Origin of the sequence: Sphingopyxis sp. H050 (assembly GCF_001468265.1) — a bacterium.
GTDB lineage: Bacteria > Pseudomonadota > Alphaproteobacteria > Sphingomonadales > Sphingomonadaceae > Sphingopyxis.
The window spans coordinates 357,670-382,219 of sequence record NZ_LNRZ01000003.1 but is presented as its reverse complement, the minus strand read 5'-3'; the positions used below and the strand labels follow the sequence as shown (position 1 = coordinate 382,219).

Below are 24,550 nucleotides of genomic sequence, written 5' to 3'. Positions count from 1 at the left end.
TTTTGGAGAGCGTTGTGGCCCTAAAGCAACAAGTTATGAACGATCAGTAACGATAATGGTCGGGCTTGAACGGCCCTTCGACCGGCACGCCGATGTAATCGGCCTGCTTCTGGGTCAGCTTCGACAGCTGCACGCCCAGCTTTTCGAGGTGCAGCGCCGCGACCTTTTCGTCGAGGTGCTTCGGCAGGACATAGACGTCGTTCTTGTACTGCTCGCTGCGCGTCCAGAGCTCGATCTGCGCCAGCGTCTGGTTGGTGAAGCTCGCCGACATCACGAAGCTCGGGTGGCCCGTCGCGTTGCCGAGATTGACCAGGCGGCCCTTCGACAGGATGATGATCTGCTTGCCGTCGGGGAACTCGACTAGGTCGACCTGCGGCTTCACTTCGGTCCACTTGTAGTTGGCGAGCGCCGCGATTTGGATCTCGCTGTCGAAATGGCCGATGTTGCAGACGATCGCCATATTCTTCATCGCCGCCATATGGTCGGCGGTGATCACGTCGGCGTTGCCGGTCGCGGTGACGAAGATGTCCGAACGCTTGACGGCTTCGTCCATCGTCACGACCTCGAAGCCTTCCATCGCCGCCTGCAGCGCGCAGATCGGGTCGATTTCGGTGACGAGGACGCGCGCGCCGCCGTTGCGGAGGCTCTGCGCCGAGCCCTTGCCGACGTCGCCGAAGCCGGCGACGGTCGCGACCTTGCCCGCCAGCATCACGTCGGTGCCGCGGCGGATCGCGTCGACGAGCGATTCCTTGCAGCCATAAAGATTGTCGAACTTCGACTTGGTGACGCTGTCGTTGACGTTGATCGCGGGGAAGGGCAGCTCGCCCTTCTTGGCGATGTGGTACAGGCGGTGGACGCCGGTCGTCGTTTCTTCCGACACGCCCTTGATCGCCTTGACGGTCTTGGTGAGGTAGCCGGGGTTCGCGGCAACGAACGCCTTCAGCGCGCGCTGCATCTCGATCTCTTCCTCATTCTCGGGCGCCGGCATCGTTTCGCCGGCCTCGAGCTTCGCGCCCCACAGCGCGAACATCGTGGCGTCGCCGCCGTCGTCGAGGATCAGGTTCGCGGTCGTGCCATCCTCGACCCCCCAGTCGAAGATGCGGCCGACATAGTCCCAATAATCGGCCAGGCTCTCGCCCTTCACCGCGAACACCGGCACGCCCGACGCGGCGATCGCGGCGGCGGCATGGTCCTGGGTCGAGAAGATGTTGCACGTCGCCCACCGCACTTCGGCGCCGAGCGCGGTCAGCGTCTCGATCAGCACCGCGGTCTGGATCGTCATGTGCAGCGAACCGGTGATGCGCGCGCCTTTGAGCGGCTGCGCCGCGCCATATTCGGCGCGCAGCGCCATCAGGCCCGGCATTTCGGTTTCGGCAATGTTGATTTCCTTGCGGCCGAAGTCGGCAAGGCTGATGTCGGCAACGACATAATCGCGGGTGTCGGCGGCGAGAGTGGCCACGGGGAATTCTCCATTTGGCAAGGTCGACCGCAGGCGAGCGGTCACGTAATTTTCGTGCGCGCCCTAGCCGAAAGCGCGTCCGCGATCAAATATAAAGTTTTCTTTATATGATCAAGATCGGCGCGGTGCTCCGCAGCGCTTCGGGCACGACTCAACCGCCCGAAAAGCGGGACCGCCCGAAAATAAATTTTTGCGCGATCGGATTGTGACAGCCCGCGCTGCGGAACTGTGACATCGAGTCTCGAAAGCCAAGATCATGAAAATCCTGACTTATAATGCGCCTTGGCGAATAGCCTAATTCCTCTTTGTGACATGAGTGTTACAAAGCCCCGGAAATATTGACTTTCCGGGGCATGAGCGAGAAAATCCTCTCAAGTTTTCGGGGAGATACACCAGATGAAAAAAATCCTGCTGCCGCTCGTCGCTCTTGCTTTCGCGACCCCTGCCGCGGCGCAATCGATCGTCGTGACGGGCGCTGAAGAAAATGATTCGGCGCCGCTGTCGGTCGCCTATGAGGAACTCAAGGCCGGCCAGAACGCGATGGCGGTCGACAAGCTGACGCATAGTTCGCTCGATCGTGACGACCCGTCGCGCCTGATCAACCTCGGCACCGCCTACGCCCGCCTCGGCCAGACCGCCGACGCGCAGACCGCGTACAAGGCCGCGATCACCAGCGACATCCGCTACGACGTCGAGCTCGCGAACGGCACCTATATGGATTCGCGCTGGGCCGCGCGCACCGCGCTGGCCAACCTCAACCAGGGCAAGCCGCTGCTCGCCCTCGCGCGCTGAAGATTACGCCTCACCGCCTTCGGTGGTGAGCAGGCGGGCGTCCACTCCCGCTTCCGCGAACGCCGCCTGCCAGCGCTTGGTGGGCGGCGTGTCGAACAAGATGGCGTCGCTCCCCGGCGTCACATGCCAGCCGTGTCGCACCATTTCCTCTTCGAGCTGCCCCGGCGACCAGCCGGCATAGCCCAGCGCCACCATCCACTGCTTCGGCCCGCGCCCGGCGCCGATCGCGCGCAAAATGTCGTGCGAGCTCGACACCAGCCAGCGGTCGGCGACCTGCAGCGCCTCGGCGCCAGCCCAGTCGCGGCTGTGGATCACGAAGCCGCGCGTCTGCTCGACCGGCCCGCCCAGATAGACCGGCTGCTCCAGCGGCGCGTCATGCTCGATGTCGAGCTGGTCGAGAACCGCGCCGACGGTCATGCCGTCGATCGGGTCGGCGATGCCGATGCCCATCGCGCCGTCCTCGTCATGGCTGACCATCGCGATCACCGCATGTTCGAAGCGGGGATCGCCGATGCCGGGCAGTGCGAGCAGCAGCTGGCCGGTGAACCAGGTCGGCGTCGTGTCCATGCTCCTGTAATGCCCCGCGGGGCGAAAAGGGTCCAGCGGCTTTGACGAATTGATCCGGCAAGCTTGACTCGCCGCCGCCGTGCCCCAATGTCGCGCCCGAACCAATCCCCTCGAGTGAAAGGATGCCTTCCATGACGATCCAGCCCGGCGACAAGCTCCCCGACGCCACCTTCGTAAAGGTCACCGAAAACGGCCCCGAGCAGGTCACCACCGCCGATTATTTCAAGGGCCGCAAGGTCGCGCTCTTCTCGGTCCCCGGCGCCTTCACCCCGACCTGCTCGGCCAAGCATCTGCCGGGCTTCGTCGACAAGGCCGACGAGCTGAAGGCCAAGGGCGTCGACGAGATCGTCTGCACCGCGGTCAACGACGCCTTCGTGATGGGCGCGTGGGGCAAGAGCGCCGGCGCGGGCAAGAGCGTCACCATGCTCGCCGACGGCAACGGCGCCTTCGCCGACGCGGTCGGCCTGACCATGGACGGCACCGCTTTCGGCATGGGCAAGCGCGGCCAGCGCTTCTCGATGATCGTCAACGACGGCGTCGTCGAACAGCTCAACGTCGAAGCCCCCGGCGAATTCAAGGTGTCGAGCGCCGACCATATGCTCGAGCAGCTGTAAGGAAATCGGGGGCGGCGCCGTATCGGGCCGCCCCCTTCCCTTTTGTCACATTTTCGTGCAACAGCGCCCTGATGACATCCAACTCATCGCCAGAAACCACCGATCACACCACCCTCGTCGAGGGGATCATCACCGAGCTTCAGGACAAGTTCCGCACCTCGGTCACCAATCTCAAATCCGCCATCGCCGCCTATGTGCACGATCGCACCCTGCCGCCGGCCGACGCCGCTGCGACAGGGCTGTTCGACTATCCCGCGATCCGCCTCGTCACGACGGGCGAGCAGCGCGAAGGCCAGACGGGCCACAACCTCGCTTTCGGCCGCTTCGAGCGCGCGGGAGAGTTCGTCACCACGGTAACGCGCCCCGACCTCTTCGCCGATTATCTCCGCGAACAGCTCACCCTCCTCGCGCGCCATTACGACATCAGCCTCGAAGTCACGCGCACCGGGCAGCAGATCCCCTTTCCTTACGTCCTCGACGCGAGCGACGGATCGGACATGGGCGGCGTCACCCCGCTCGAACTTGCGCGGCACTTTCCGACCACCGAGCTTGCCGACATCGGCGACGAGCTCGCCGACGGCCTGTTCGGGCAGGATCCCGCCGCGTCGCAGCCGCTCGCGCTGTTCGACGCGCTGCGCACCGACTTCTCCCTCGCGCGCCTCCGCCACTACACCGGCACCGCGCCCGAGCATTTCCAGCGCTACATCCTCTTCACCAACTATCACCGCTACGTCGACGAATTCGTCGCCTGGGCGGGGGCGCAGGTCGGACAGGGCCGCTACACCGCGCTCGCGGGCGCTGCGGGCCTCTATGTCGACCAGCCCGGCGTCAACGCCAGCGCGCTCGTCGCCGACAGCGCCTGGCGGCGGCACCAGATGCCCGCCTATCACCTCATCGCCCCCGACGGCGGCGGCATCACGCTCGTCAACATCGGCGTCGGCCCGTCGAACGCCAAGACGATCTGCGACCATCTCGCGGTGCTGCGCCCCGAGGCGTGGCTGATGATCGGCCACTGCGGGGGCCTTCGTCCCAGCCAGCGCATCGGCGACTATGTGCTCGCCCACGCCTATCTCCGCGACGATCATATCCTCGACGCGGTGCTGCCGGTCGAAATCCCGATCCCGCCGATCGCCGAGGTGCAACAGGCGCTGGCCAGCGCCGCCGAAGCGGTGTCGGGCGCCAGCGGCGCCGACCTCAAGAAACGCATGCGCACCGGCACCGTCGTCACCACCGACGACCGCAATTGGGAGCTGCGCTACACCGACAGCGCGCTGCGCTTCTCGCAGTCGCGCGCGATCGGCATCGACATGGAGTCGGCGACGATCGCCGCGCAGGGTTACCGTTTCCGCGTCCCATACGGCACCCTGCTTTGCGTCAGCGACAAGCCGCTCCACGGCGAACTCAAGCTGCCCGGACAGGCGAACCGCTTCTACGAGGAAGCGATCGCCGCGCACCTCCAGATCGGCATCCGCGCGTGCGAAACGATGCGCGACGAAGGCGCCAAGCTCCACAGCCGCAAACTGCGCGCGTTCAACGAGCCGCCGTTCCGTTGACGGATTGGGACTCGTCCACGCGACATTCCCACGCCCGTTCGCCCTGAGCTTGTCGAAGGGCCGTTCTTCCCTTTAACGTCGAAGAAAGGACAGCCTTTCGACAAGCTCAAGGCGAACGGGAAAAGGAAAGCGAATGGCGAATGCACGTCGAACCCGACCCCTCTCCCGCTCCATCGCCGGCCGCGTCGCGATCGTCACCGGCGCCGCGAGCGGCATGGGCCGCGCGACCGCGCTGCTTCTCGCGAGCGAAGGCGCAAAGGTCGCGGTCACCGACCTGGACCTGACAGCCTGCCAGGCTGTCGCCGCCGAAGCCGGCCCGAACGTCAAAGCCTTCGCCCTCGACGTCGCCGACGGCGAGGCGATCAAGCGCGTTGTGAGCGAAATCGCCGCGCATTTCGGCGGCATCGACATCCTCATCAACAACGCCGGCGTCTCCAGCTTCGCCCCGCTCGACGCCGAGGATGAATATGAAGCCATCTGGCACCGCGCGCTCGCGGTGATGCTGACCGCGCACCAACGCATGGTCCGCGCCGCACTGCCCCACCTGCGCCAAAGCGACGCCGCACGCATCGTCAACATCGCCTCGACCGAAGGCCTCGGCGCGACCCCCGGCGATACGCCTTACGTCGCCGCCAAGACCGGCGTCACCGGGCTGACGAGGGGCCTCGCGGTCGATCTCGGCAAGGACGGCATCACCGTCAACTGCATCTGCCCCGGCCCGATCCGCACCGGCATGACCGACAAGGTGCCCGAAGAGGACAAGGCCGTCTTCGCCAAACGCCGCACCGCGCTCCGCCGCTATGGCGAACCCGAGGAAGTCGCGCATGTGACGCTGAGCCTGGTGCTGCCCGCGGCAAGCTATATCACCGGCGCTGTGATCCCGGTCGACGGCGGGCTGATGGCGCGGAATGCGTGAGGGGCTGCTTTGGAGTGGGGAGCGGACGTTCAATTCTCGTCATGCTGAACTTGTTTCAGCATCCATGGTCTGAGCTCGAATGAAATGCCGCGCCGAAGGAAACGGCAGACCATGGATCCTGAAACAAGTTCAGGATGACGAAGCTATAAATGTCGTGTTCCGATCGCTTCCTACCTTCGTCATCCCGGGCTTGACCCGGGATCCGCCTTCCCTCTTCCCGGCACTAACGGTGCGAACCCGAAATCCTCCGCCAGATCGCGCCACGTCGGGTTCATCGCGCCCACCAGCTCATATTTCCACGCCCGCAGCCATCGCTTGATGCGCTTCTCGCGCAGGATCGCCGCATCCATCGTGGCGTGCTGCTCGAACCAGACGAGGCGCTTGATCGCATAATCCTTGGTGAAGCCGTCGAACGTCCCTTCGCGATGCTGATAGATGCGCTGGACGAGGTTCGACGTGACCCCGGTGTAGAGCGTGCCGTGCGACGACCGCGCGAGAATATAGACGCAGGGCTGGCGCTCCATGCGGGCATGGAAAGGCAAGGCGGCCCCCGGGTCAAGCCCGGGGTGACGATGGTGATGATCCTCCCTGTCGCGTAGCGATGGGAGGTGGCAGCGCGGAGCGCTGACGGAGGGGCCTTTGGCGCGACCGTTGCGGCCCCTCCACCATCGCCTGCGGCGACAATCCCCCTCCCCACGGCTATGCCGCAGGGAGGATCAGGGCTTGAACCCCATCAACCCCGCACAATCCTCCCAAAGCTTCGCGCACGCGGCATCGTCGCGCGCCAGCGCCGACGGCTCGATCCGCACCAGCGCCGGATTGCGCACCGACCAGTAATCGCCCTGCGCCGCGGCATGGGCCGGCGCCGCCGCCAGCGCGGCGAGATATTCGCCCGACTGCGCGACCGTGCTCTTGCGGTCGCGCTTCATCGTCAGCGGCAGGATCAGGCTGACCAGCGACGACACGATCTTCCCGCTCGACCGCGCGAGGCCGGTCCACGGCACATAGCCGGGGTCGAAGCTCATCGCGGCGAGATCGGGGCGGCGGCGCGCCAGTTCGCGCGCGGTCATGATATTCGCGAGCTTCGACGAACTATAGGCGCGGAACGCCTGCGCCCGATCCGTCTTCGGCAGCGTCGGGTCGCGATCGGGGTACGCCAGCCATCCGGCATTGGCATGCGCGGGCGGCGTCACCGGCGTCTTTTCCTCGGGATCATGCGTTCCACTGCCCGTCAGGATCACGCGCGCGCCGGTCGCAAGGTGCGGCAACAGGCGGTGGAGCAGCCGGAAATGCGCAAGCTGGTTGACCGCAAAGGTCCGCTCGAACCCCTCAGCGCCCACCTCCAGCTTCGACGTCTGCAATCCCGCATTAAGCACCAGCGCCTCGATCGCCGGCCCCTTCGCCACCGCCTCGGCAAAGCGGTCGACCGAAGCAAAATCGTCGAGGTCGAGCGGCAACGCCTCGGCGCCCCACGCCGCGTCGACCGCCGCAGGACGCCGCGCGCCGATCGTCAGCTTGTGCCCGCTCGCCGCCAGCCGCTCGGCCGCGTTGGCCCCGAAACCCGATGTCGCGCCCGTCATTACGATATGCATAGTCAGCGATCTTCTTATTTGGTTGGTTGACCAACCAAATAACGATGCCGAAGCCGATATTCAACACTCTTTGTGATCGCCGGCGCAAGCCGGGGCCCAGACGACACCATGGGCCCCGGCTTGCGCCGGGGATCACAAATCCTCACGGAAAATCGCCTATCGGGCGGCGACAGCGGGCGGATCAGCCCTCGCCCAGCCCCGGACGCATCGCCGCGGCCCATTCAGCAAGCGCTTCCTGCATCGGGAAATCGGGCCGCGTCAGCCACGACAGCATCATCCCCTCGAACGCCGCCTTGGTCATCCGCGCGCGCAGCCGGTCGCTCTCGTCGGGCACGGCGCGGCCGGCCCCTGCGGCGAATATGGTCGCCAGCCGGCCGCGGACGGCGGCATTGCCCGTCTCCAGCCAATCGGCGAGCCGCGCATCGTTCATCGCGCGCGCGCCGAGCGCCAGCCGGACGCGGAAGAGGTCGCGATTGGCCGCCAGCGTCTCGGCGGCGAAGCGGACATAGGCGTCGAACAGCCCGGCGCGCGGGGTCGCCGCGATCAGCGCGTCGATCGCGGCCAGATAGCGCGCGGTCGCGCTTTCGACCGCGGCCTCGATCAGCGCATCCTTGCTCGCGAAATGATAGTGGAGAAGCCCCGGGTTGACCCCCGCCTCGGCGGCGATCGACTTGACATTGGTGTCGGCCAGCCCGTCGCGCGCGACCGCGCGGAACGCCGCGTCGATCAGCTTGTCGCGCGTGCTTTGTCCGGGGTTGGTCTTCGTCGCCATGCTCGCGCGATACGGCATGGGGGCAGGTTTGGGCAAGCGGGGCAGCAATCCCCATTCGTCATCCCGGGCTTGACCCGGGATCCGCCTTTTCCTTCAGCAAGGCAGGCCCCGGATCAAGCCCGTACTGAGCTTGTCGAAGGGTACGGGGTGACGATGAATGAGGGGGCGGCCTGAGAAAATGCCGCCCCTCCCGAAACCTCAAACCGCCTCGCTCACCCGATACCGCTCGGCCACATCGCGCCGCGACAGGTTCGGCCCCATCGCGAGCCGCGCGGCCAGATAAGCCTTCCACTGCCCTTCGTCGGCGAGCGGCGGGATCGTCACTTCCTCGCCGCGATCGAGCCCCAGCAGCGCCGCGTCGACCAGATCGCCCGCGCTCATCACCATTTCGGCCGGGAACGCATCGACATCCTTGCCCGACCGCTCCCAGATTTCGGTGCGCGTCGCGCCCGGCAGCACCGCCTGGACATGGACGCCCTTGTCACGGCCGCTCGCGGCGAGCGCGTGGCTGAGATTGAGCAGGAACGCCTTCGACCCGCTGTACACGCCCTCGAACGTCTCGGGCGCCAGCGCGAGGACCGAGGCGATGTTGACGATCGCGCCCTTCCCGCGCGCGCCGAACGCCTTGCCCGCGGCAATCGCAAGCCGCGCCGCGGCGGTGATGTTCAGCGCGATGATCCGCTCGATATCGGCCGCGCTATTCTCCAGCGTCCCGCCATTCAGCGACATGCCGGCATTGTTGACGAACAGGGCGATGTTCGCATCGTCGATCAGCCGTTGCTCGATGCGCGTCACATCGTCGCTCTTGGTGAGGTCGGCAGCGATCACATCGACCGCGACACCATGCGCCGCACGCAACTTTGCAGCCAGCTCCTCCATCTGCGCGCTGTTGCGCGCGACGAGGATCAGGTCGTGCCCGCGCTTTGCGAGCCGGTCGGCATAAACGGCGCCAAGGCCGGTCGAAGCGCCCGTGATCAGGGCCGTTCCAGTGGGAATCGTCATCGTCATTCTCCTTTGCAGGCGGCCCTCCATCGGGTCACTTGCAAAATGATAGTGACTGTCCCATATGACTTCAATGACTGGCGATGAAAATAATTTGGGTAGCTGTCCCGTCGACCGCGGACTGATGCGCGTCGGCGACCGCTGGAGCATCCTCATCCTGCGCGACCTCGACCGCGGGCTGACCCGCTACGAACAGCTCCGCACCAGCCTCGGCATCGCGCCGAACATCCTGTCGCGGCGTCTGGCGACGCTCACCGAAGCGGGGCTGATCGCGAAGCGCCGTTACAGCCAGCGCCCGCCGCGCGACGAATATCTGCTCACCGAAGCCGGGCGCGACTTCCTCCCCATCCTCGCCGCGATCGGCGCGTGGGGGCGCAAGCACAATGGCGCGGGCGCGCTGACGCGCCAGATCGATGTCGAGACGGGCGCAGCGATCCGCCCGGTGGTGGTCGACGCGAACACCGGCGCGCCCCTCGGATCGCGCCCGCTGAAATTCGAATATCCGGAATAAGCCCCTCGCCCCTTGGGGGGACGCGAGGATTGATTGTCCCCGGCAATCAAAGTTCGTGCCGGGGGCACGAACGACCTCGCGTCGGCAGCGAGACTTGCGAGCTTGCTCGCCAGTCGCAGCGGGTGAGGGCAGCCAGGCCATTACCTGTACATGTCCTCGCGCAAATTGATCCCGTGCTCGATCCAGACCTTGAGCGCGCACAGCATCTGCGACCAGCCCTGGCAATTGCCATAGGACGCGCCGAGCGCGCCCTGATTCTCGCGCCAGCCCTCCTCGGCGATCTCGACCAGCGTGCGCCCGTCGTCGAGGCCCGTGAAGCGCATCGTCACGCGGGTGCGATAGTCCGCATCCTTGGGCTCGCTGCCTTCGATATTGTGCGCCTCACCCTCGCTCGCCTGCCATTCGAGCACGATCTTCTCGTCCGGCACCACCTCGATCACATAGACTGGAAAGGCGCCCGGGAAATCATGGAAATCCCATGTCACCGTCGCCCCCGTCTCCAGACGGCCCTCGGCGCCGCCCGTCGTGAAATAATGCGACAGCTGCGCGGGGTCGGCGACCGCCTCGAACACTTCGTGCACCGGCTTCGCGATCCGCGCCGCGACCCGAAACTTCAGCTCCATATCCACGCTCCGCTTGATTCTCGTCCCATTATGTTATATATTTATAACATGTCAATCCACGAAGAATATGATAAGGTTTTCAAGGCCCTGGCATCGCACGTCCGCCGCCAGATGCTCGACACCCTCAAGGACCAGCCCCTGACCACCGGCACGCTGTGCGGCAACTTCGCCAACATCGACCGCTGCACCGTGATGCAGCATCTGAAGGTGCTCGAGGATGCCGGCCTCGTGATCCCCGAACGCCGCGGTCGCGAACGCTGGAACCATCTCAACGCGATGCCGATCCAGGACATCCACGACCGCTGGATCGGTCCGCATGCCGCCGCCGCGACCGCGCGGCTGGCACGTTTCAAACAATCGATCGAGGTGCAATGAAAAAGGCCGGGGTGATGCCACCCCGGCCCTTCGGTTTCAGTCTGCCGGTCCGGCTCACCAGCCCGACGGCTTGCCCTTGTTCTGCTGGTCAAGCCATTTCTTCAGCGGCGCGAAATAGTCGGCCATCGCCTTGCCAGACATTTCGCGGCTGCCGGTGAACGCCTGCAGCGCGTCGGGCCACGGCTTCGACGCGCCCATTTCGAGCATCGCGTTCAGCTTCGCGCCGACCTCCTTGTTGCCATAAAAGGAACAGCGGTGGAGCGGACCCTTCCAGCCCGCCTGCTTGCACGCCGCCTGATAGAATTGGAACTGCAGCACGCGCGCCAGGAAATAGCGGGTGTAGGGCGTGTTGCCCGGGATATGGAACTTCGCGCCCGCGTCGAACGCGTTCGCCGGCCGTTCGCCCGGCGGGACGATGCCCTGATACTGCTTGCGCAGGTCGGTCCACGCCTTGTTATAGTCGGCGGGCTTGATCGAGCCGTCGAACACGCCCCAGCGCCAGCGGTCGACGAGCAGGCCGAAGGGCAGGAATGCGACCTTGTCCATCGCCTGCCGCAGCAGCAGGCCGATGTCCTTGTCCGCGCTCGGCACTTTCGATTTATCGAGCAGACCGATGTCGACGAGATATTGCGGGGTGATCGACAGCGCGACGAAATCGCCGATCGCCTCGTGGAAGCCGTCGTTCGCGCCGTTCAGATAGAGGAACGGCTGCTTGTTATAGGCGCGCTGGTAATAATTGTGCCCGAGCTCGTGGTGGATCGTGATGAAGTCGTCGGCGTTCACCTTGATGCACATCTTGATGCGGATATCGTCCTTGTTGTCGATATCCCACGCCGAGGCGTGGCAGACGACCTCGCGGTCGGCGGGCTTCAGGAACTGGCTGCGCTTCCAGAAGGTCTCGGGCAGCGGCGCCATGCCGAGCGACGAATAGAAATTCTCCCCCGCCTTGACCATGTCGAACGGCCCCTTGCCCTGCTCGGTCAGGAGGTCGCCGATATCATAGCCAAGGTCGCCGGTGCCCGGGGGCGCGACGAGCGGGTAAATGTTGCCCCATTCCTGTGCCCACATATTGCCGAGCAGGTCGGCACGGATCGGGCCGGTCTTGGGCTGCACCGCGTCGCCATATTTCTCGTTGAGCTTCCAGCGGACATAGGTGTGAAGCGCGACGTACAGCGGCTTCATGTCGGTCCAGATCTTCTCGGTCAGCTTGGCGAATTCCTCGGGCGGCATGTCGTAGCCCGAGCGCCACATCGCGCCCGTGTCTGCGAAACCCAGCTCCTTCGCGCCGGCGTTCGCGATGCCGACCATCTTGGCATAATCGTCCTTCATCGGCGCGCCGACCTTGTCGTGCCAGCTCGTCCACATCTCGGCGAATTGCGCCGGCGTGTTCTTCAGATTGCCCATCTCGGCCTCGATGTCCGAGCCCGAGATTTCCTTGCCGTTCAGCGTCCCGCGGCCCTTGCCGTACTGCGACTGCAGGTCGGTCGCGATCGTGTTGAGCTCGGTCGCGGCGCCCGGCGTCGTCGGCGCGGGCAGCACGATGCCGGTGCGGAGAATTTCGAGCTTGCGCTTCGTATCGGCGCTGAGCCCTGCGACCCCTGCATATTTTGCAGCTTCGAGTGCATATTTGACCGATTTTTCGGTGCCGACCGCGTTGATTCGCGCCGCCATCGCGTCGGTGTCCTCGGTGATATAGGTCGCGTTGACCCAATTCACCTGGCTGGCTTCGACCGTATAGTCGAAGAGGTCCTTCTCGACTGACGCGATGAAGGCGTCGGCGTCGGCGGCGGTGGGGGTAGCTTGCGCAAGCGCGGGGGTCGCGACCGCGAGCGACAGGGCAAGCGACAGCGTCGATATCATGGCTTTCATGGGGGTATCCTCTGGACTTGGGGCACGCTCTGGAGGCGCGATGGCGCGCAATCTGGACCGCGGCGCGGGCCCGGTCAAGCGGTCAGGAAGGCCGCGATCGCCTTACCCATTTCGGGCTGGGTGACGCTCGACATATGCGTGCCGGGGATCGTCGCCAGCACGGCATCGGGCAAGACCGCCGCCAACTCCTCCGCCGATCCATTGTCCTGATCCTGCTCGCCGCAGACCAGCAACGTCGGCATCGTCAGCGCGGCGAGCATGTCGGGGGTCGTATCGGTAAAGCTGTCGAGGAGCAGGCCCGCCGCAACGCGGTCGATCTTCATCGTCTTCATGAACTGGATCGACAGCCAAGTGTCGTCGCCGCGCTTTGCGGTCTCATAGTCGGCGATCACGCGCTGGAAGAATTGCCCGCGCTTCGCCCAGCCGGCGAGGCCGGCAAGCCCCATGCCGCCGAGGATGAGCCGCTTCGGCTTCATGCCAGCGACGACCGCGCGCGTGCTCGTCCGCGCACCCAGCGAAAAACCGCCGAGATCGAAATCGGTGAGGTCGAGATGCGCGATCAGGTCCTCAAGGTCATGCACTAGCACATCGGGCGGATAATGGTCGGGCTCATGTGGCGCCTCGCTCGATCCATGAACGCGCAGATCGGGCATGATCACACGAAAGCCGGCGTCGGCGACGCGCGCCGCCGTGCCGAACTTGATCCAGTTGACCTCGGCATTCGAAAACAGCCCGTGAAGCAGGACAACCGAACGCCCTTCCCCGATCTCGCGCCACGCCAGCCGCACACCATCACGCGCTTCGAATAATTGCGGTTCGATCATCATGCACGGGCTATGCGCTCGCGAAGCGCCGTTCGGCAAGGCCGATCAGCGCGCCTGCAAGCCCTTCTGCTCCATGCGCCATTTCGCCATCTCGATCCGGTCCTGCCCGAAAAAGGGTTCGCCGTCGAAGACGAGCGTCGGCACGCCCCAATGCCCCGCTATCTCGAGCGCGACCTGGTTCGCCGCAATCTCGTTGTCGAGCGTCTCGGCGTCGGCCTCGGCCTCGGCGTCGAGTTCGGCGAGGCTCAGCCCGGCGCGCCGTGCGGCGCCCGCCAGGTGATCGCCAAGATGCCAGTCCTGCGCCCCGCCCCAGATGAGCTGCGCGACCTCGTGGCAGAAGCCAAGACTCTTGCCCCGCCGCGAAGCCGCCTGCCCCAGTCGCGTCAGGCGATAGATATAGGGTTGTTCGGCCGCGATCTCGCGCGTCATCACATTCTGGACGATCGGATCGGGCCGCGGTGGGCCGAAGGGGATGCCGTGAAACTGCGCGACGCGGATCATGTCGCGCATCGTGTAGCTCAGCCAGTTGGGGTGGTTGCGCTCGAAGAAATCGGGCTGGCGGATCGCCAGCGGATAGACCGGGCGCAGGTTGATCGCGAGATCATGGCTCGCCGCCAGCGCGCGATAGCGGCCGATGCAGAGATAGGAATAGGGTGAGCGAAAGGACCAGAAGAGGTCGGCGGTCAGAGTCATGCCGCCATCCTGCCCCACGGGACGGCAACCGGCAAGGGTAGGGCAAGGGATTGAACCGAATTGGATTTTGTCGATCTTCGCGCATATCGCGCATGGGCAGTTGATATAGTAGCAATAGCTATTATATGGCATGCCATGAGCGAATCGATCGGGTATTTGCTGAACGACAGCGCGCGGCTGTTCCGCCGCGCCTTCAACGCGCGCACGCGCGACACCGGGATCACCGCGCTGCAATGGCGGTTGATCACCTATTTGAAGCGGCACGAGGGGATCCGGCAGGGGCCGCTCGCCGAGCTGATCGAGGTCGAGCCGATCACCCTGTCGCGCATGGTCGACCGGCTGGAGGAGGCCGGTCTGGTCGAGCGGCGCGCCGATCCCGCCGACCGCCGCGCCCGGCGGCTCTATCTGACCGCCCATGCCGGTGACATGCTCGGCGCGATGCGGCCGATCGCCGAGAAGCTCATCGACGAAGCCACCGAGGGCCTCAGCGTTGCCGAGCGCGAACAGCTGGTGGCGCTCGTCGAGAAGGTCCGCGCCAACCTCTCCCGCCGCGAATGCCAAAAAGAAACAGAGACCGCCTGATGGATCAGCTCTCCCCCTCCGCTCCGAAAGCCGAAAGCGCCCCGCCGAAGGTCGCGCCCAAAGCCGATCCGCTGCCCCCGCCGGTCGAGAATTCGGCCCCCAAAGCCGCGCCCGCGCCGAGCTGGCGCACCCGCCTGCTGATGTTCGGCCTGCCCGCGCTGCTGATCGCCGGCGGCGCCGGCTGGTGGCTGACCAGCGGCGGGTCGGTCTCCACCGACAATGCCTATGTCCAGATGGACAAGGTCTCGATCGCCGCCGAAGTCGGTGGCCGCATCACCGAGGTCGCGGTCAAGGACGGCCAGATGGTGCAGCGGGGCCAATTGCTTTTCCGCATCGACGGCGAGCCCTATGCACTGACCGTCGCGCAGGCGAACGCCGCGATCGACGCCGCCCAGGTCGATGTCGGCAATCTGTCGGCGAGCTATGCCGCGACGGGCGTCGATATCCATGCGGCCGAAGAGAGCCTGGCGTTCGCACAGTCCAATTTCGCGCGGCAGGCGGCGCTGATGGACAAGGGCTTCACCACCAAGGCCGCCTATGACGCCGCGAAGCATTCGGTCGAACTCGCGCGCGCGCAGCTCGCCGCGGCGAAGGCCGACGCCGCCGAGGCGCGCGCGAAGCTCGCGACCGGCGGCGGCGGCATCAATCCGCAGGTCGAGGCCGCCAAGGTCCAGCGGGCGCAGGCCGAGGTCAATCTGGGCCGCACCGAAGTGCGGGCGCCGAGCGCGGGACGCATCGCGCAGTCCGATCGTCTGCTGATCGGCCAGATGATGGTTCAAGGCCTGCCCGCGGTGACGATCGTCGACACCGGGCATCCGTGGGTCGAGGCCAATTTCAAGGAAACCGACCTTGCCGACATGCGCGTCGGCCAGCGCGCCGAAATCCGCTTCGACGCCTATCCGGGGCTGAAAGTCCGCGGCCATGTGCTGACGATCGGCGCGGGCACGGGCAGCGAATTTTCGGTGCTGCCGGCGCAGAATGCGACAGGCAACTGGGTCAAGGTGACGCAGCGCGTCCCCGCGCGCATCGCCTTCGACGAAAAGCCGTCGCGCGACATGATCGCCGGCCTGTCCGCCGAGGTGCGGGTCTTCACCGGCCGCTAGCGGTGGCAAGCAACGCCTTTCGCGGCCAGCCCGCCACAGCCGCGCCGGTCGACGACAGCGTCCCCCTGCACGAGCGCGTCCGCTATCGCGGCCTCCTGACCATCGCGGTGATGGGCGCGTCGATCATGCAGATCCTCGACACGACGATCGCCAACGTCGCCATCCCGCACATGCAGTCGGCGCTCGGCGCGACGAACGAGACCGTCACCTGGGTTCTCACCAGCTATATCCTGGCAAGCGCGGTCGCGATGCCGATCACCGGCTGGCTTGCCGACCGCATCGGGCGCCGCGAACTGTTCCTTGTCGCCGTCGCGGGCTTCATCGTCGCGTCGATGGCGTGCGGCGCCGCGCAGTCGCTCGAGCAGATGGTCGTGTTCCGTTTCCTTCAGGGCATTTTCGCGGCCTTCATCGGCCCGCTGTCGCAATCGGTCATGCTCGACATCAACCCGCCCGCGCGGCACGCGCGCGCGATGTCGATCTGGGCGATGGGGATCATGATCGGCCCGATTCTGGGCCCCATCTTCGGTGGCTGGCTGACCGAAAGCGCGAACTGGCGCTGGGTCTTCTACGTCAACCTGCCGGTCGGCCTGCTGACGCTCGCGATGATGTGGGCGCTGCTGCCCGCGACGCGCAGGACCGACCGCCGGTTCGACCTGTTCGGCTTCTCGATGCTCGCGCTCGGCCTCGCCGCGCTGCAGCTGATGCTCGACCGCGGCGCGCATGAGGACTGGTTCGACAGCATCGAAATCTGGATCGAGTTCGGCGTGGCCCTGTCCTGCCTGTGGATGTTCGGGGTCCATCTGGCGACGTCGCACGGCGACACGCTGTTCAACCGCAAGATGCTCGCCGACCGTAACCTCATCACCGCCATGTTCTTCATGGTCGTGATCGGCGTCGTGATGTTCGCCTCGATGGCGCTGCTGCCGCCGATGCTGCAGAATCTGTTCGGCTGGCCGGTGATCGATACCGGCGTCGTGCTGGCGATCCGCGGGATCGGCATTCTCGTCAGCATGTGGGTGGCAGGGCAATTGCTGGGCAAGGTCGATGCGCGCTGGATGGTCGGCACCGGCCTCGCCATCGCCTCTTATTCGCTCTGGCAGATGAGCCACTGGTCGCTGGAGATGGGGATGCGGCCCGTGATCGTCAGCGGGCTGATCCAGGGGCTCGGCATGGGGCTGGTGTTCATTCCGCTCAACACCATGGCGTTCGCGACGATCGCACCGCAATATCGCACCGACGGGTCGAGCCTGCTCAACCTGTTCCGCAGCATCGGCGCCTCGGTCGGCATTTCGGTCGTGACCACGCTGCTCGGCGCGAATATCCAGACCAGCCACGAAGACCTTGCGGCGCATGTCACCAACAGCTCGACGAGCCTGCTCGACGCGTCGACCGCCGATCGCTTCGGCATCGTCGGCGACACCGCGATGGCGATGATCAATGCCGAAATCAACCGGCAGGCGGCGATGGTCGCCTATGTCGACAATTTCTGGGTGATGATGTGGGTGACGCTGGCGTCGGTGCCGCTGGTACTGCTGCTGCGCTCGCCAAAGGCGGGTGGGCCGAAGGCGTCAGCGGCCGATATGGGACATTAGGGGGGCGTCGGCTTTGGGGTGAGGAGCGGACGAGCCGCTCAGGCTCCTGCGATCAACCGTCGACCCAACAAGAATATGCCGAACGCCACCCAGCAAGCGGCATATGACCATAGCAGGAAGGGAAAGCTGCCCCATGCGTAAACGCCCGCAGCAAGCCAGATGCCATGCAAGGTCAACGCGGAACTATGCCTGCTTGCCCATGAAAGAGTCGACTTGCTTTGATTCTTCCCCATTACAAACTCCAGCAACGCCTCAAACCTTTTGCACCGACTAGTTAACGCCCGCTATCGGTCGTTTGCGGTCATTGCATCCATATCGGTGGCCAACGACGCAAATGGGTTGGGAAGCGGACATCAGCCGCGTAATTTTTGACGCTGCCAACTCTCTCGACGAGCTAGGTGAGAGATCGAATTCACGTAACTCGCCCCAGCCCAAAGATAATAGAGCAGAATGGGCCCAAGGATGAACGCAACTGCCCAGAAATTGTCTGGCAAGAGATTGTAGCCGCCGCGTCCTAAGAGGACAGCCGCAGCGCCGAAACAACCTAGATAGCAGCATCGGAACAATGCCCCGCGTGGGCTGTATACCCGGCGTTCGACTTCGTCGCTGTCCTGATCAAAATACATTGCTCCAATTTGTGCTGCTGTCTGAGATGTCGACGCTTCGACCCCCACAGCAAATGCAATGACGATCTGTGCCCATGCCACCGGCGTTTCGCCTAGTAGAAGCCAAGCGCCAATACTCAGCGTGAGCGCTATTCCGGCCATAAGCCACAGAAGATTTGGAGAACGGTAGCTAAGCATGATGAGACTGTGCCCCGTAACGCCAACGTCCGCAATCGGTCGATTCCGGTCACCCTTCTTTTCCGTTCGTGTCGAGCGCAGTCGAGACACCCATCGACCTTGCGCCACGCCGAGGGGCATCTCGACTTCCGGCGCGGCCGGAAGTTTATCCTGGGCGCCTGGCAAGGCAGTCGAAGGGCTCGATGCGAACGGTAGTAGGTTAGGCAGCTTCCGGTCGTTTCCCGACATTGCCGCCAGATCGGCAACGAACGGCCATATTGGGGTGGGAAGTGGACATGGATATAACCCGCCTATCGTCATTATTGCTGTCTGCGAATGATCCAGCCAGTTAGCTGTATGACGACGCACGCTACGGCACTCGATATAAGCATCAATCCCGCGACGACGCCGGAGAGATAGAGCGTCTCCCCTTTGCCGAGATCTAGGGCGCCCAATGCAAGAATAATCGCCCACGCTATTGCCGCAGCCAACAAGGTGAGCCTAGCCCATCTCAAAACTTGCACGGCCATTCTCCTGATTTCGCCAAGCAACTATGATGGCAATAGCTACCGCCCGCAATCGGTCGTATCCGGCCATTGCTCCTTTCGCGAAGCCCCTGGCCTAGGAGCCGCCGAATTCATCACCGAAAGAAGCAATTCACTCCCGCGAACAGCGCGTCGATCTTCGCCGCATCGCCCGGTTCGGCGAACATGCCGCCGACGCCGTTCGCGCCGCCGCCGATGCTGAACTCCTCGCCCAGCGTACTGTCCTCGATATCGACGATGGCGACCGATTGCTTCGCCTGGGCGCGCGTCGTGCCGATCGCGATCCCGCTGACGGTCGAATAGGCGCTTGCGCCGGGTTCGTTGCCGAGGAACCAGCCGACGAATTTTCCGTCCTGGAAATTGAGCGTCATCGCGTCGAAGCGCGTGAAGTCGAGCGGCCCCGCCCCGCATTCCTCGTTGGTGCTGCGATCGTCGGCCTGGCCCGCGACGTTGGCGAGCGCGGTTTCGGCCTGCGCCCGCGGGACGCCGAAGGCGAGCAGGCTGGTCTTGCCGCTGGTCTTGTCGACGAAGCGCAGCCCCTCGCCGTCGAGGCTGACCGCGGTGCTCGCCGCGTTCGGTCCGTCGGCCTTCGCCTCGGGCATCGGCGGCGCTGTGGGAACGCTCCTGTCTTCGCCGGCGGGATCAGCCGCAGGCTTGCAGGCGGCCAGCAGGGCAACAAGGGTGAGGATTGCCAGTTTCCGCATCGTCTATCTCCTGCCTGCGACCGGCAGCAGCAATACCGCACCGAGCGCCGCGAGCGCCATATCCTTTTGGGCGTCCCACAGGTCGCCCTGTTGCCCATTGTAGCGATCGGCGGTCTCACCGGCGGCGGCGATCGTCAGCAGCCATTCGAAGATTTCGTAGAGGCAGGATATCGCCAAAACCCATGCAAGCACGGTTAACGCCGCGCCGCGCGGACCGACGCCGCCCCAGCGCCTTGCGATTTCGGCGACGGGAACGACCGACAGCGCGCCGAAGGCGAAATGGACGAGGCGGTCGTAATGGTTGCGCGTCCAGCCGAACGCATCGGACACCGTCGATCCCGTCAGCGCCTCCGCCCACACGTCATAGGGGATGTTGCTGTAGGCATAGCGCCCGCCAAGCGTATGCAGCGCAAGGAAGGCGACGATGCACGCCAGCGCCGGTGTCGACAGCGGCCAGCGCCGCAGCAGCCATGGCGCGGCCACGATCAGCAGCATCGTGGGGATATGTTGGAGCAGCGCGATCTCGGGATAGGGCTGGTCGATCTGAGCGAGCAAGAGCAGGACGAGGAGCAGACCGGTCAGGCGGCGCTGCAGGCGCGAAGGAGCGGAAATGTCGGCGATCATCGGGCACCCCTATCCGTTCGCATCGAGCCCTTCGCCTGCCTTGGCAGGCGCTCAGGGCTCGCCACGAACGGTGATGGGTGGTCCCGAGCGATCACCAGCGCAGCGACATGCAGCTGAGTCCCGCGTCGATATGCGCGATGTGGTCGGTCGGGAGCGATCGGATCGCAAGACCGCGCGCGCCAAGCAGCGCATGCGTCGCGGACCAGCGGTCGCCGACGAGGATCGTGTCGCGGACGCGCAGGATATTCGCGGCGGGCGCTTCGCCGGGCGGGGTCGTCACCACCTCCAGCCCGGCGAACTGCGGGCAGTTGGCGAGCGCGGGAACGGCGAGGATCGTGCCTTCGTCGATCAGCCCGCGGCCGGACTTGAAATGGAGGACGTCCGGCGGCGTCTCGGCGATCTCGGCAGCATAGCCGAGCTGGCAGAGCAATCCCGCGAGTTCCTCGGCGCCGGCGCGATCGGTGCGCGCCGACAGGCCGACGATCACGCGGTCCGCGAGGCGGAGAATGTCGCCGCCGTCGGCATATCCCGGGCCGCTCATTGCGAGCAGGCGGCCATGGCGCGCCGCCAGCGCCTCGCGGATATGGGCGACCTCGCCCGCGCGGCTCGGCGCGCCGGGGCGGAGCAGAATCGCGCCCTCGGGAAAGGTCAGCGCGACGTCTTCGGTGAAGAGGGCGTCGGGGAAATCGTCGAGCGGGTCGAGAACGTCGACAGACAGGCCGAGGTCGCGGAGCGTCGCGACATAGGTTTCGTGCTCGGCGAGAAGGCCACGGAAATCGGGGTCGGGGCCGCCGTTGGCGCGGATGCCGTTCACCGCAGAGGGTGCGGGGGCGCGGCAGAGCGCGTGGGTGAAGTTGTAGGGGGTGGTCATGCGGGCGGCATAGCCCGAACACTTCGCCATCGGCAATTCAGATCCTCCCTGTGCCGCAGGCATGGGGAGGTGGTAGCCTCGAAGAGGCTGACGGAGGGGCATTTGGCGCAAGGCCGCGGCCCCTCCACCACTTGCTTCGCAAGCGGTCCCCCTCCCCATCGCTACGCGACAGGGAGGATTTCAGAATCACCCCTTCTTCAGATGCCGCCGCCCCAGCAGTTCGGCGATCTGCACCGCGTTCAGCGCCGCGCCCTTGCGGAGGTTGTCGCTGACGCACCAGAGGTTGAGGCCGTTGTCGACGGTGCTGTCGTCGCGCACGCGGCTGACGAAGGTCGCATAGTCGCCGACGCATTCGACGGGGGTGATGTAGCCGCCGTCCTCGCGCTTATCGACCAGCATGACGCCCGGCGCCTCGCGCAGGATGCGCTGGGCGTCCTCGGCCGACAGTTCATCCTCCATCTCGATGTTGATCGCCTCGGAGTGGCCGACGAAGACGGGGACGCGGACGCAGGTCGCGGTGACCTTGATCTTCGGATCGAGGATCTTCTTGGTCTCGACCACCATCTTCCATTCTTCCTTGGTCGAACCGTCGTCGAGGAATTTGTCGATGTGCGGGATCACGTTGAAGGCGATCTGCTTGGTGAATTTCTGGATGTCCTTCTCGTCGCCGACGAAGATCTGGCGCGTCTGGTTCCACAGCTCGTCCATGCCCGCCTTGCCCGCGCCCGACACCGACTGATAGGTCGAGACGACGACGCGCGTGATCTTGGCGGCGTCGTGCAGCGGCTTCAGCGCCACGACCATCTGCGCGGTCGAGCAGTTCGGGTTGGCGATGATATTCTTGCGCGTATAGCCGTCGATCGCCTCCGGGTTCACCTCGGGCACGATCAGCGGCACGTCGGGGTCCATGCGGTAGAGCGACGAGTTGTCGATGACGACGCAGCCGGCCGCCGCGGCCTTCGGCGCATGGATCGCGGTCGCGTCGCTGCCGATCGCGAAAATCGCCATGTCCCAGCCGGGCCAGTCGAAATTGTCGATATTCTGGCATTTGACGGTGCGGCCGGTGTCGCCGATTTCGACGTCGGTGCCCTGGCTGCGCGACGAGGCGACCACGGCCAGTTCCTCGATCGGGAACTCGCGCTCGGCGAGGATGGCGAGCACCTCGCGCCCGACATTGCCCGTCGCACCCGCGACGACGATCCGATAACCCATCTGCTATGACCTTTATGCTGGTGCTGAAACGAAAACGACCGGCTCTGCCTGTTGGCGGAACCGGTCGTTTTGGAAAGCTGTTTCGGCTTTGGGTGAGAGAAGCTCTCCTTAGCCTTCGCCGGCTTCCGACCGGTAATCGCGGCGCTCCGCAATGCGCGCCGATTTACCAGTGCGGCCACGAAGATAGTAGAGCTTCGCACGACGCACGGCACCCTTGCGGATGACGGTAATGCTGTCGATGTTCGGCGAATAGAGCGGGAACACGCGCTCGACACCTTCGCCGAACGACATTTTGCGCACGGTGAAGTTGGAGCCCATGCCCTTGTTCGAGCGCGCGATGCACACGCCTTCGAAATTCTGGACGCGGGTGCGTTCGCCTTCGACCACCTTCACGCCGACCTTCAGCGTGTCGCCGGGACGGAAGGTCGGAATGGTCTTCGCCGCCTTGGCGATTTCTTCGGCTTCGATCGTCTGGATGAGGTTCATGTCCTCTAGTCCTTTTCTTTTCGCCGCGCGCCAGAGGCAGGTCGGGCCCGAGCATCGATATGACGCTCCCAAAGGTCCGGCCTGCGTAACCGTGTCTGATCTTCCGCCTGGTGTTTCCGCCAGGCCGCGATCTTCGCATGATCCCCCGATCGCAGCACTTCGGGGATCGTGCGCCCTTCCCATGTGACGGGCCGGGTATAGTGCGGATATTCGAGCAAACCGTTTTCGAACGATTCGTCGTCCCCGCTTGAAGCCGCGCCCATTACGCCGGGAAGCAGCCGAATGCAAGCGTCGAGGAGCAGCAACGCCCCCATCTCGCCGCCCGACAGGATGATGTCGCCCATCGAGACCTGCTCGATCGGCCGCGCGTCGAAAATGCGCTCGTCGAATCCCTCGAACCGGCCGCAGAGGATGATCGCGCCCGGGCCGGCCGCAAGCTGTCGCACGCGCGCCTGCGTGATCGGCGTCCCGCGCGGGGTCATGGCGAGGATCGGCAGGCCCGGATGCGCCGCGACCGCATGGTCGACCGCGGCCGCCAGCACATCGGCCTTCAGCACCATCCCCGCGCCGCCGCCCGCAGGGGTGTCGTCGACGGTGCGGTGCCTGTCGGTGGCAAAATCGCGGATCTGCACCGGCGCGCACTGCCAGGTGCCGCTGTCGAGCGCGCGCCCCGCCATGCTGTGCCCCAGCGGGCCGGGAAACATGTCGGGGTAGAGAGTGAGCGGGACGGCGGTGAAGGTCATGGCAGCGGCCCCCATAGCTGCTCCGGCAGCAGGTGGCGATCCTTCGCGAGTTCGGCGTGCAGCCATTCGCGAAAGCGTTCGATCTTGCGGACGCCGACGCGGTTTTCGCGGTGGACAAGGAAATGGGCGGTGCCCGGCTGATAGAGCGTATCGAAGGGCTGGATCAGCCGCCCGGCGTCGAGCTCGGTGCGCCATAGCAAAGGCGTCATCAGCGCGATACCATAGCCGCCCTGCACCGCGCTCGCCTCCTGCAACTGGCTGTCGAGTTCGATGCCGCTGCGCCGCGGCGGCGGCACCGTGGCGACGCCGGCGGCGGCGAACCAGCCCGCCCACCAGGGATCGTTCGGCGCCAGCCGGTCGGCGTTCAGCAAATCGGCGGGTGCGGCGATCCGGTTTTCCTCGAGAAAGCCGGGCGCGCAGATAGGCGTGACATGGCTGCGGTACAGAAAATCGGCCCGCAGACCAGGCCAGCCACCGTGGCCGACGCGGATCGCGACGTCGACGTTCGTCGCATTGAAATCGACCAAGACGTTGCTCATCAGCATCCGTACGGCCAGGTCGGGATAGGCGAGCTGGAACCCGCCGATCCGCGCGCTGAGCCACGTACCGCCGAAGGTCGTCATCGCGCTGATCGTCAGCACCTCGGCCTCGTCATGGCCCAGCGCCGCAAAGGCATCGCCCATCGCGCCAAAGGCGCCCGAGATCGCCGGAAGCAGCCGCTGGCCGGTTTCGGACAGGCGCACCCGCCCCTTTTCGCGCACGAACAGCGCGCGGCCGAGCCGGTCCTCCAGCTGGCGGACCTGATAGCTGATCGCCGCTTGCGTCATCCCCAATTCTTCGGCGGCGCGCGAGAAATTCTGCAGCCGTGCCGCCGCCTCGAAGGCGCGGATGGCCGCAAGGGGCGGGAGCTTCGACATGCGGCTTTGTATAAGCTGTCCTTATGACAGGCGCCAGCCCTTTTGTTGGCGCTACGGCCAAAAAGAGCGCATTTGGTGGCCGCACGACCGAAAGGACAAGAGCGATGATGGAAGAGCATTTTATGCGTAGCTGGAATGACGGGCACGACCGCTTCAGCGGCGACATCGATCGCTGCCTCAGATTTCTTGGCCGCATCCTGCGCCGCGTGACCGATCGCGCGACCAGG

The 24,550-nt window shown here is 65.2% G+C and carries 27 protein-coding genes; 9 read left to right on the top strand and 18 right to left on the bottom strand.

Features of this window, described 5'->3' with window-relative positions:
• Positions 1 to 43: 43 nt before the first annotated feature.
• Entirely contained in the window at positions 44 to 1,459 is a 1,416-nt protein-coding gene (gene ahcY, locus ATE67_RS08015) for an adenosylhomocysteinase (RefSeq protein WP_058816192.1), read from the bottom strand.
• Between the two features lie 396 nt (positions 1,460 to 1,855).
• Between ahcY and ATE67_RS08010 the strand changes: the two genes are divergently transcribed.
• Positions 1,856 to 2,251, top strand: a complete 396-nt coding sequence (locus ATE67_RS08010; RefSeq protein WP_058816191.1) for a hypothetical protein — start codon at positions 1,856 to 1,858, stop codon at positions 2,249 to 2,251.
• Positions 2,252 to 2,254: 3 nt separating this feature from the next.
• Here the strand turns inward: ATE67_RS08010 and ATE67_RS08005 are convergent, their stop codons facing one another.
• Positions 2,255 to 2,818: a YqgE/AlgH family protein gene (locus ATE67_RS08005; RefSeq protein WP_058816190.1), complete on the bottom strand. Its 564-nt coding sequence runs from the start codon at positions 2,816 to 2,818 to the stop codon at positions 2,255 to 2,257.
• Positions 2,819 to 2,949: 131 nt separating this feature from the next.
• Between ATE67_RS08005 and ATE67_RS08000 the strand changes: the two genes are divergently transcribed.
• From ATE67_RS08000 to ATE67_RS07990, 3 genes are all read left to right on the top strand, one after another.
• Entirely contained in the window at positions 2,950 to 3,432 is a 483-nt protein-coding gene (locus tag ATE67_RS08000) for a peroxiredoxin (protein WP_058816189.1), read from the top strand.
• Positions 3,433 to 3,503: 71 nt separating this feature from the next.
• Positions 3,504 to 4,985, top strand: coding sequence for an AMP nucleosidase (locus tag ATE67_RS07995; RefSeq protein WP_058816188.1), 1,482 nt, complete (start codon positions 3,504 to 3,506; stop codon positions 4,983 to 4,985).
• Between the two features lie 133 nt (positions 4,986 to 5,118).
• Positions 5,119 to 5,901, top strand: coding sequence for an SDR family NAD(P)-dependent oxidoreductase (locus ATE67_RS07990; RefSeq protein ID WP_058816187.1), 783 nt, complete (start codon positions 5,119 to 5,121; stop codon positions 5,899 to 5,901).
• A 179-nt stretch (positions 5,902 to 6,080) separates the two neighbouring features.
• Here ATE67_RS07990 and ATE67_RS07985 read toward each other — a convergent pair whose 3' ends face one another.
• The 4 genes from ATE67_RS07985 to ATE67_RS07970 form a co-directional block, all read right to left on the bottom strand.
• Complete coding sequence (locus ATE67_RS07985; RefSeq protein ID WP_058816186.1) at positions 6,081 to 6,425, bottom strand: GIY-YIG nuclease family protein; 345 nt, start codon at positions 6,423 to 6,425, stop codon at positions 6,081 to 6,083.
• Positions 6,426 to 6,617: 192 nt separating this feature from the next.
• Positions 6,618 to 7,493, bottom strand: coding sequence for an SDR family NAD(P)-dependent oxidoreductase (locus ATE67_RS07980; RefSeq protein ID WP_082660267.1), 876 nt, complete (start codon positions 7,491 to 7,493; stop codon positions 6,618 to 6,620).
• 181 nt (positions 7,494 to 7,674) lie between these two features.
• Positions 7,675 to 8,265, bottom strand: coding sequence for a TetR/AcrR family transcriptional regulator (locus ATE67_RS07975; protein WP_197411900.1), 591 nt, complete (start codon positions 8,263 to 8,265; stop codon positions 7,675 to 7,677).
• A 198-nt stretch (positions 8,266 to 8,463) separates the two neighbouring features.
• Positions 8,464 to 9,267, bottom strand: coding sequence for an SDR family NAD(P)-dependent oxidoreductase (locus tag ATE67_RS07970; protein WP_331458746.1), 804 nt, complete (start codon positions 9,265 to 9,267; stop codon positions 8,464 to 8,466).
• 73 nt (positions 9,268 to 9,340) lie between these two features.
• On the opposite strand from ATE67_RS07970, the gene ATE67_RS07965 reads away from it, so the two are divergent.
• Entirely contained in the window at positions 9,341 to 9,778 is a 438-nt protein-coding gene (locus ATE67_RS07965) for a winged helix-turn-helix transcriptional regulator (RefSeq protein WP_058816182.1), read from the top strand.
• 140 nt (positions 9,779 to 9,918) lie between these two features.
• On the opposite strand, the gene ATE67_RS07960 is transcribed toward ATE67_RS07965, so the two are convergent.
• Positions 9,919 to 10,401: an SRPBCC family protein gene (locus ATE67_RS07960; protein ID WP_058816181.1), complete on the bottom strand. Its 483-nt coding sequence runs from the start codon at positions 10,399 to 10,401 to the stop codon at positions 9,919 to 9,921.
• A gap of 48 nt (positions 10,402 to 10,449) precedes the next feature.
• On the opposite strand from ATE67_RS07960, the gene ATE67_RS07955 reads away from it, so the two are divergent.
• Positions 10,450 to 10,776 carry an ArsR/SmtB family transcription factor gene (locus ATE67_RS07955; RefSeq protein ID WP_058816420.1) on the top strand — a complete coding sequence of 109 codons (327 nt, stop codon included), beginning with the start codon at positions 10,450 to 10,452 and terminating at the stop codon, positions 10,774 to 10,776.
• A gap of 54 nt (positions 10,777 to 10,830) precedes the next feature.
• Here the strand turns inward: ATE67_RS07955 and ATE67_RS07950 are convergent, their stop codons facing one another.
• The 3 genes from ATE67_RS07950 to ATE67_RS07940 form a co-directional block, all read right to left on the bottom strand.
• Positions 10,831 to 12,645 (bottom strand): M2 family metallopeptidase, encoded by a 1,815-nt coding sequence (locus ATE67_RS07950; RefSeq protein WP_058816180.1) that lies wholly within the window; start codon positions 12,643 to 12,645, stop codon positions 10,831 to 10,833.
• A gap of 74 nt (positions 12,646 to 12,719) precedes the next feature.
• Positions 12,720 to 13,472: an alpha/beta fold hydrolase gene (locus ATE67_RS07945; RefSeq protein ID WP_058816179.1), complete on the bottom strand. Its 753-nt coding sequence runs from the start codon at positions 13,470 to 13,472 to the stop codon at positions 12,720 to 12,722.
• Between the two features lie 42 nt (positions 13,473 to 13,514).
• A complete protein-coding gene (locus ATE67_RS07940) occupies positions 13,515 to 14,162 on the bottom strand; it encodes a 2-hydroxychromene-2-carboxylate isomerase (RefSeq protein ID WP_058816178.1) in 648 nt (215 codons plus the stop codon).
• 135 nt (positions 14,163 to 14,297) lie between these two features.
• Here ATE67_RS07940 and ATE67_RS07935 point away from each other — a divergent pair, with 135 nt between their 5' ends.
• From ATE67_RS07935 to ATE67_RS07925, 3 genes are read left to right on the top strand one after another with little or no spacing between them, the layout of a single operon-like run.
• The gene (locus tag ATE67_RS07935) at positions 14,298 to 14,744 is read left to right on the top strand and encodes a MarR family winged helix-turn-helix transcriptional regulator (RefSeq protein WP_058816177.1); all 447 of its coding nucleotides are present in this window, start codon (positions 14,298 to 14,300) and stop codon (positions 14,742 to 14,744) included.
• On the top strand, positions 14,744 to 15,847 hold the full coding sequence (locus ATE67_RS07930) for an HlyD family secretion protein (protein ID WP_058816176.1): 1,104 nt from the start codon (positions 14,744 to 14,746) through the stop codon (positions 15,845 to 15,847). Before ATE67_RS07935 ends, ATE67_RS07930 begins: the two co-directional genes overlap by 1 nt.
• Positions 15,848 to 15,849: 2 nt before the next feature.
• Positions 15,850 to 17,439, top strand: coding sequence for an MDR family MFS transporter (locus ATE67_RS07925; protein ID WP_058816175.1), 1,590 nt, complete (start codon positions 15,850 to 15,852; stop codon positions 17,437 to 17,439).
• A gap of 353 nt (positions 17,440 to 17,792) precedes the next feature.
• Here ATE67_RS07925 and ATE67_RS21360 read toward each other — a convergent pair whose 3' ends face one another.
• The 8 genes from ATE67_RS21360 to ATE67_RS07885 form a co-directional block, all read right to left on the bottom strand.
• Positions 17,793 to 18,242 (bottom strand): hypothetical protein, encoded by a 450-nt coding sequence (locus ATE67_RS21360; protein WP_156416947.1) that lies wholly within the window; start codon positions 18,240 to 18,242, stop codon positions 17,793 to 17,795.
• A 619-nt stretch (positions 18,243 to 18,861) separates the two neighbouring features.
• Complete coding sequence (locus ATE67_RS07915; protein WP_058816173.1) at positions 18,862 to 19,470, bottom strand: hypothetical protein; 609 nt, start codon at positions 19,468 to 19,470, stop codon at positions 18,862 to 18,864.
• A 3-nt stretch (positions 19,471 to 19,473) separates the two neighbouring features.
• Positions 19,474 to 20,094 carry a DUF2238 domain-containing protein gene (locus ATE67_RS07910; protein ID WP_058816172.1) on the bottom strand — a complete coding sequence of 207 codons (621 nt, stop codon included), beginning with the start codon at positions 20,092 to 20,094 and terminating at the stop codon, positions 19,474 to 19,476.
• Positions 20,095 to 20,185: 91 nt separating this feature from the next.
• Positions 20,186 to 20,965 carry a dimethylarginine dimethylaminohydrolase family protein gene (locus tag ATE67_RS07905; RefSeq protein ID WP_058816419.1) on the bottom strand — a complete coding sequence of 260 codons (780 nt, stop codon included), beginning with the start codon at positions 20,963 to 20,965 and terminating at the stop codon, positions 20,186 to 20,188.
• Between the two features lie 186 nt (positions 20,966 to 21,151).
• On the bottom strand, positions 21,152 to 22,177 hold the full coding sequence (locus ATE67_RS07900; protein ID WP_058816171.1) for an aspartate-semialdehyde dehydrogenase: 1,026 nt from the start codon (positions 22,175 to 22,177) through the stop codon (positions 21,152 to 21,154).
• Positions 22,178 to 22,285: 108 nt separating this feature from the next.
• Positions 22,286 to 22,663 (bottom strand): 50S ribosomal protein L19, encoded by a 378-nt coding sequence (gene rplS / locus ATE67_RS07895; RefSeq protein ID WP_058816170.1) that lies wholly within the window; start codon positions 22,661 to 22,663, stop codon positions 22,286 to 22,288.
• 5 nt (positions 22,664 to 22,668) lie between these two features.
• Positions 22,669 to 23,406, bottom strand: coding sequence for a tRNA (guanosine(37)-N1)-methyltransferase TrmD (gene trmD / locus ATE67_RS07890; RefSeq protein WP_058816418.1), 738 nt, complete (start codon positions 23,404 to 23,406; stop codon positions 22,669 to 22,671).
• Entirely contained in the window at positions 23,403 to 24,323 is a 921-nt protein-coding gene (locus ATE67_RS07885; protein ID WP_058816169.1) for a LysR substrate-binding domain-containing protein, read from the bottom strand. The genes trmD and ATE67_RS07885 overlap by 4 nt, the downstream gene beginning before the upstream one ends.
• Positions 24,324 to 24,550: the final 227 nt, after the last annotated feature.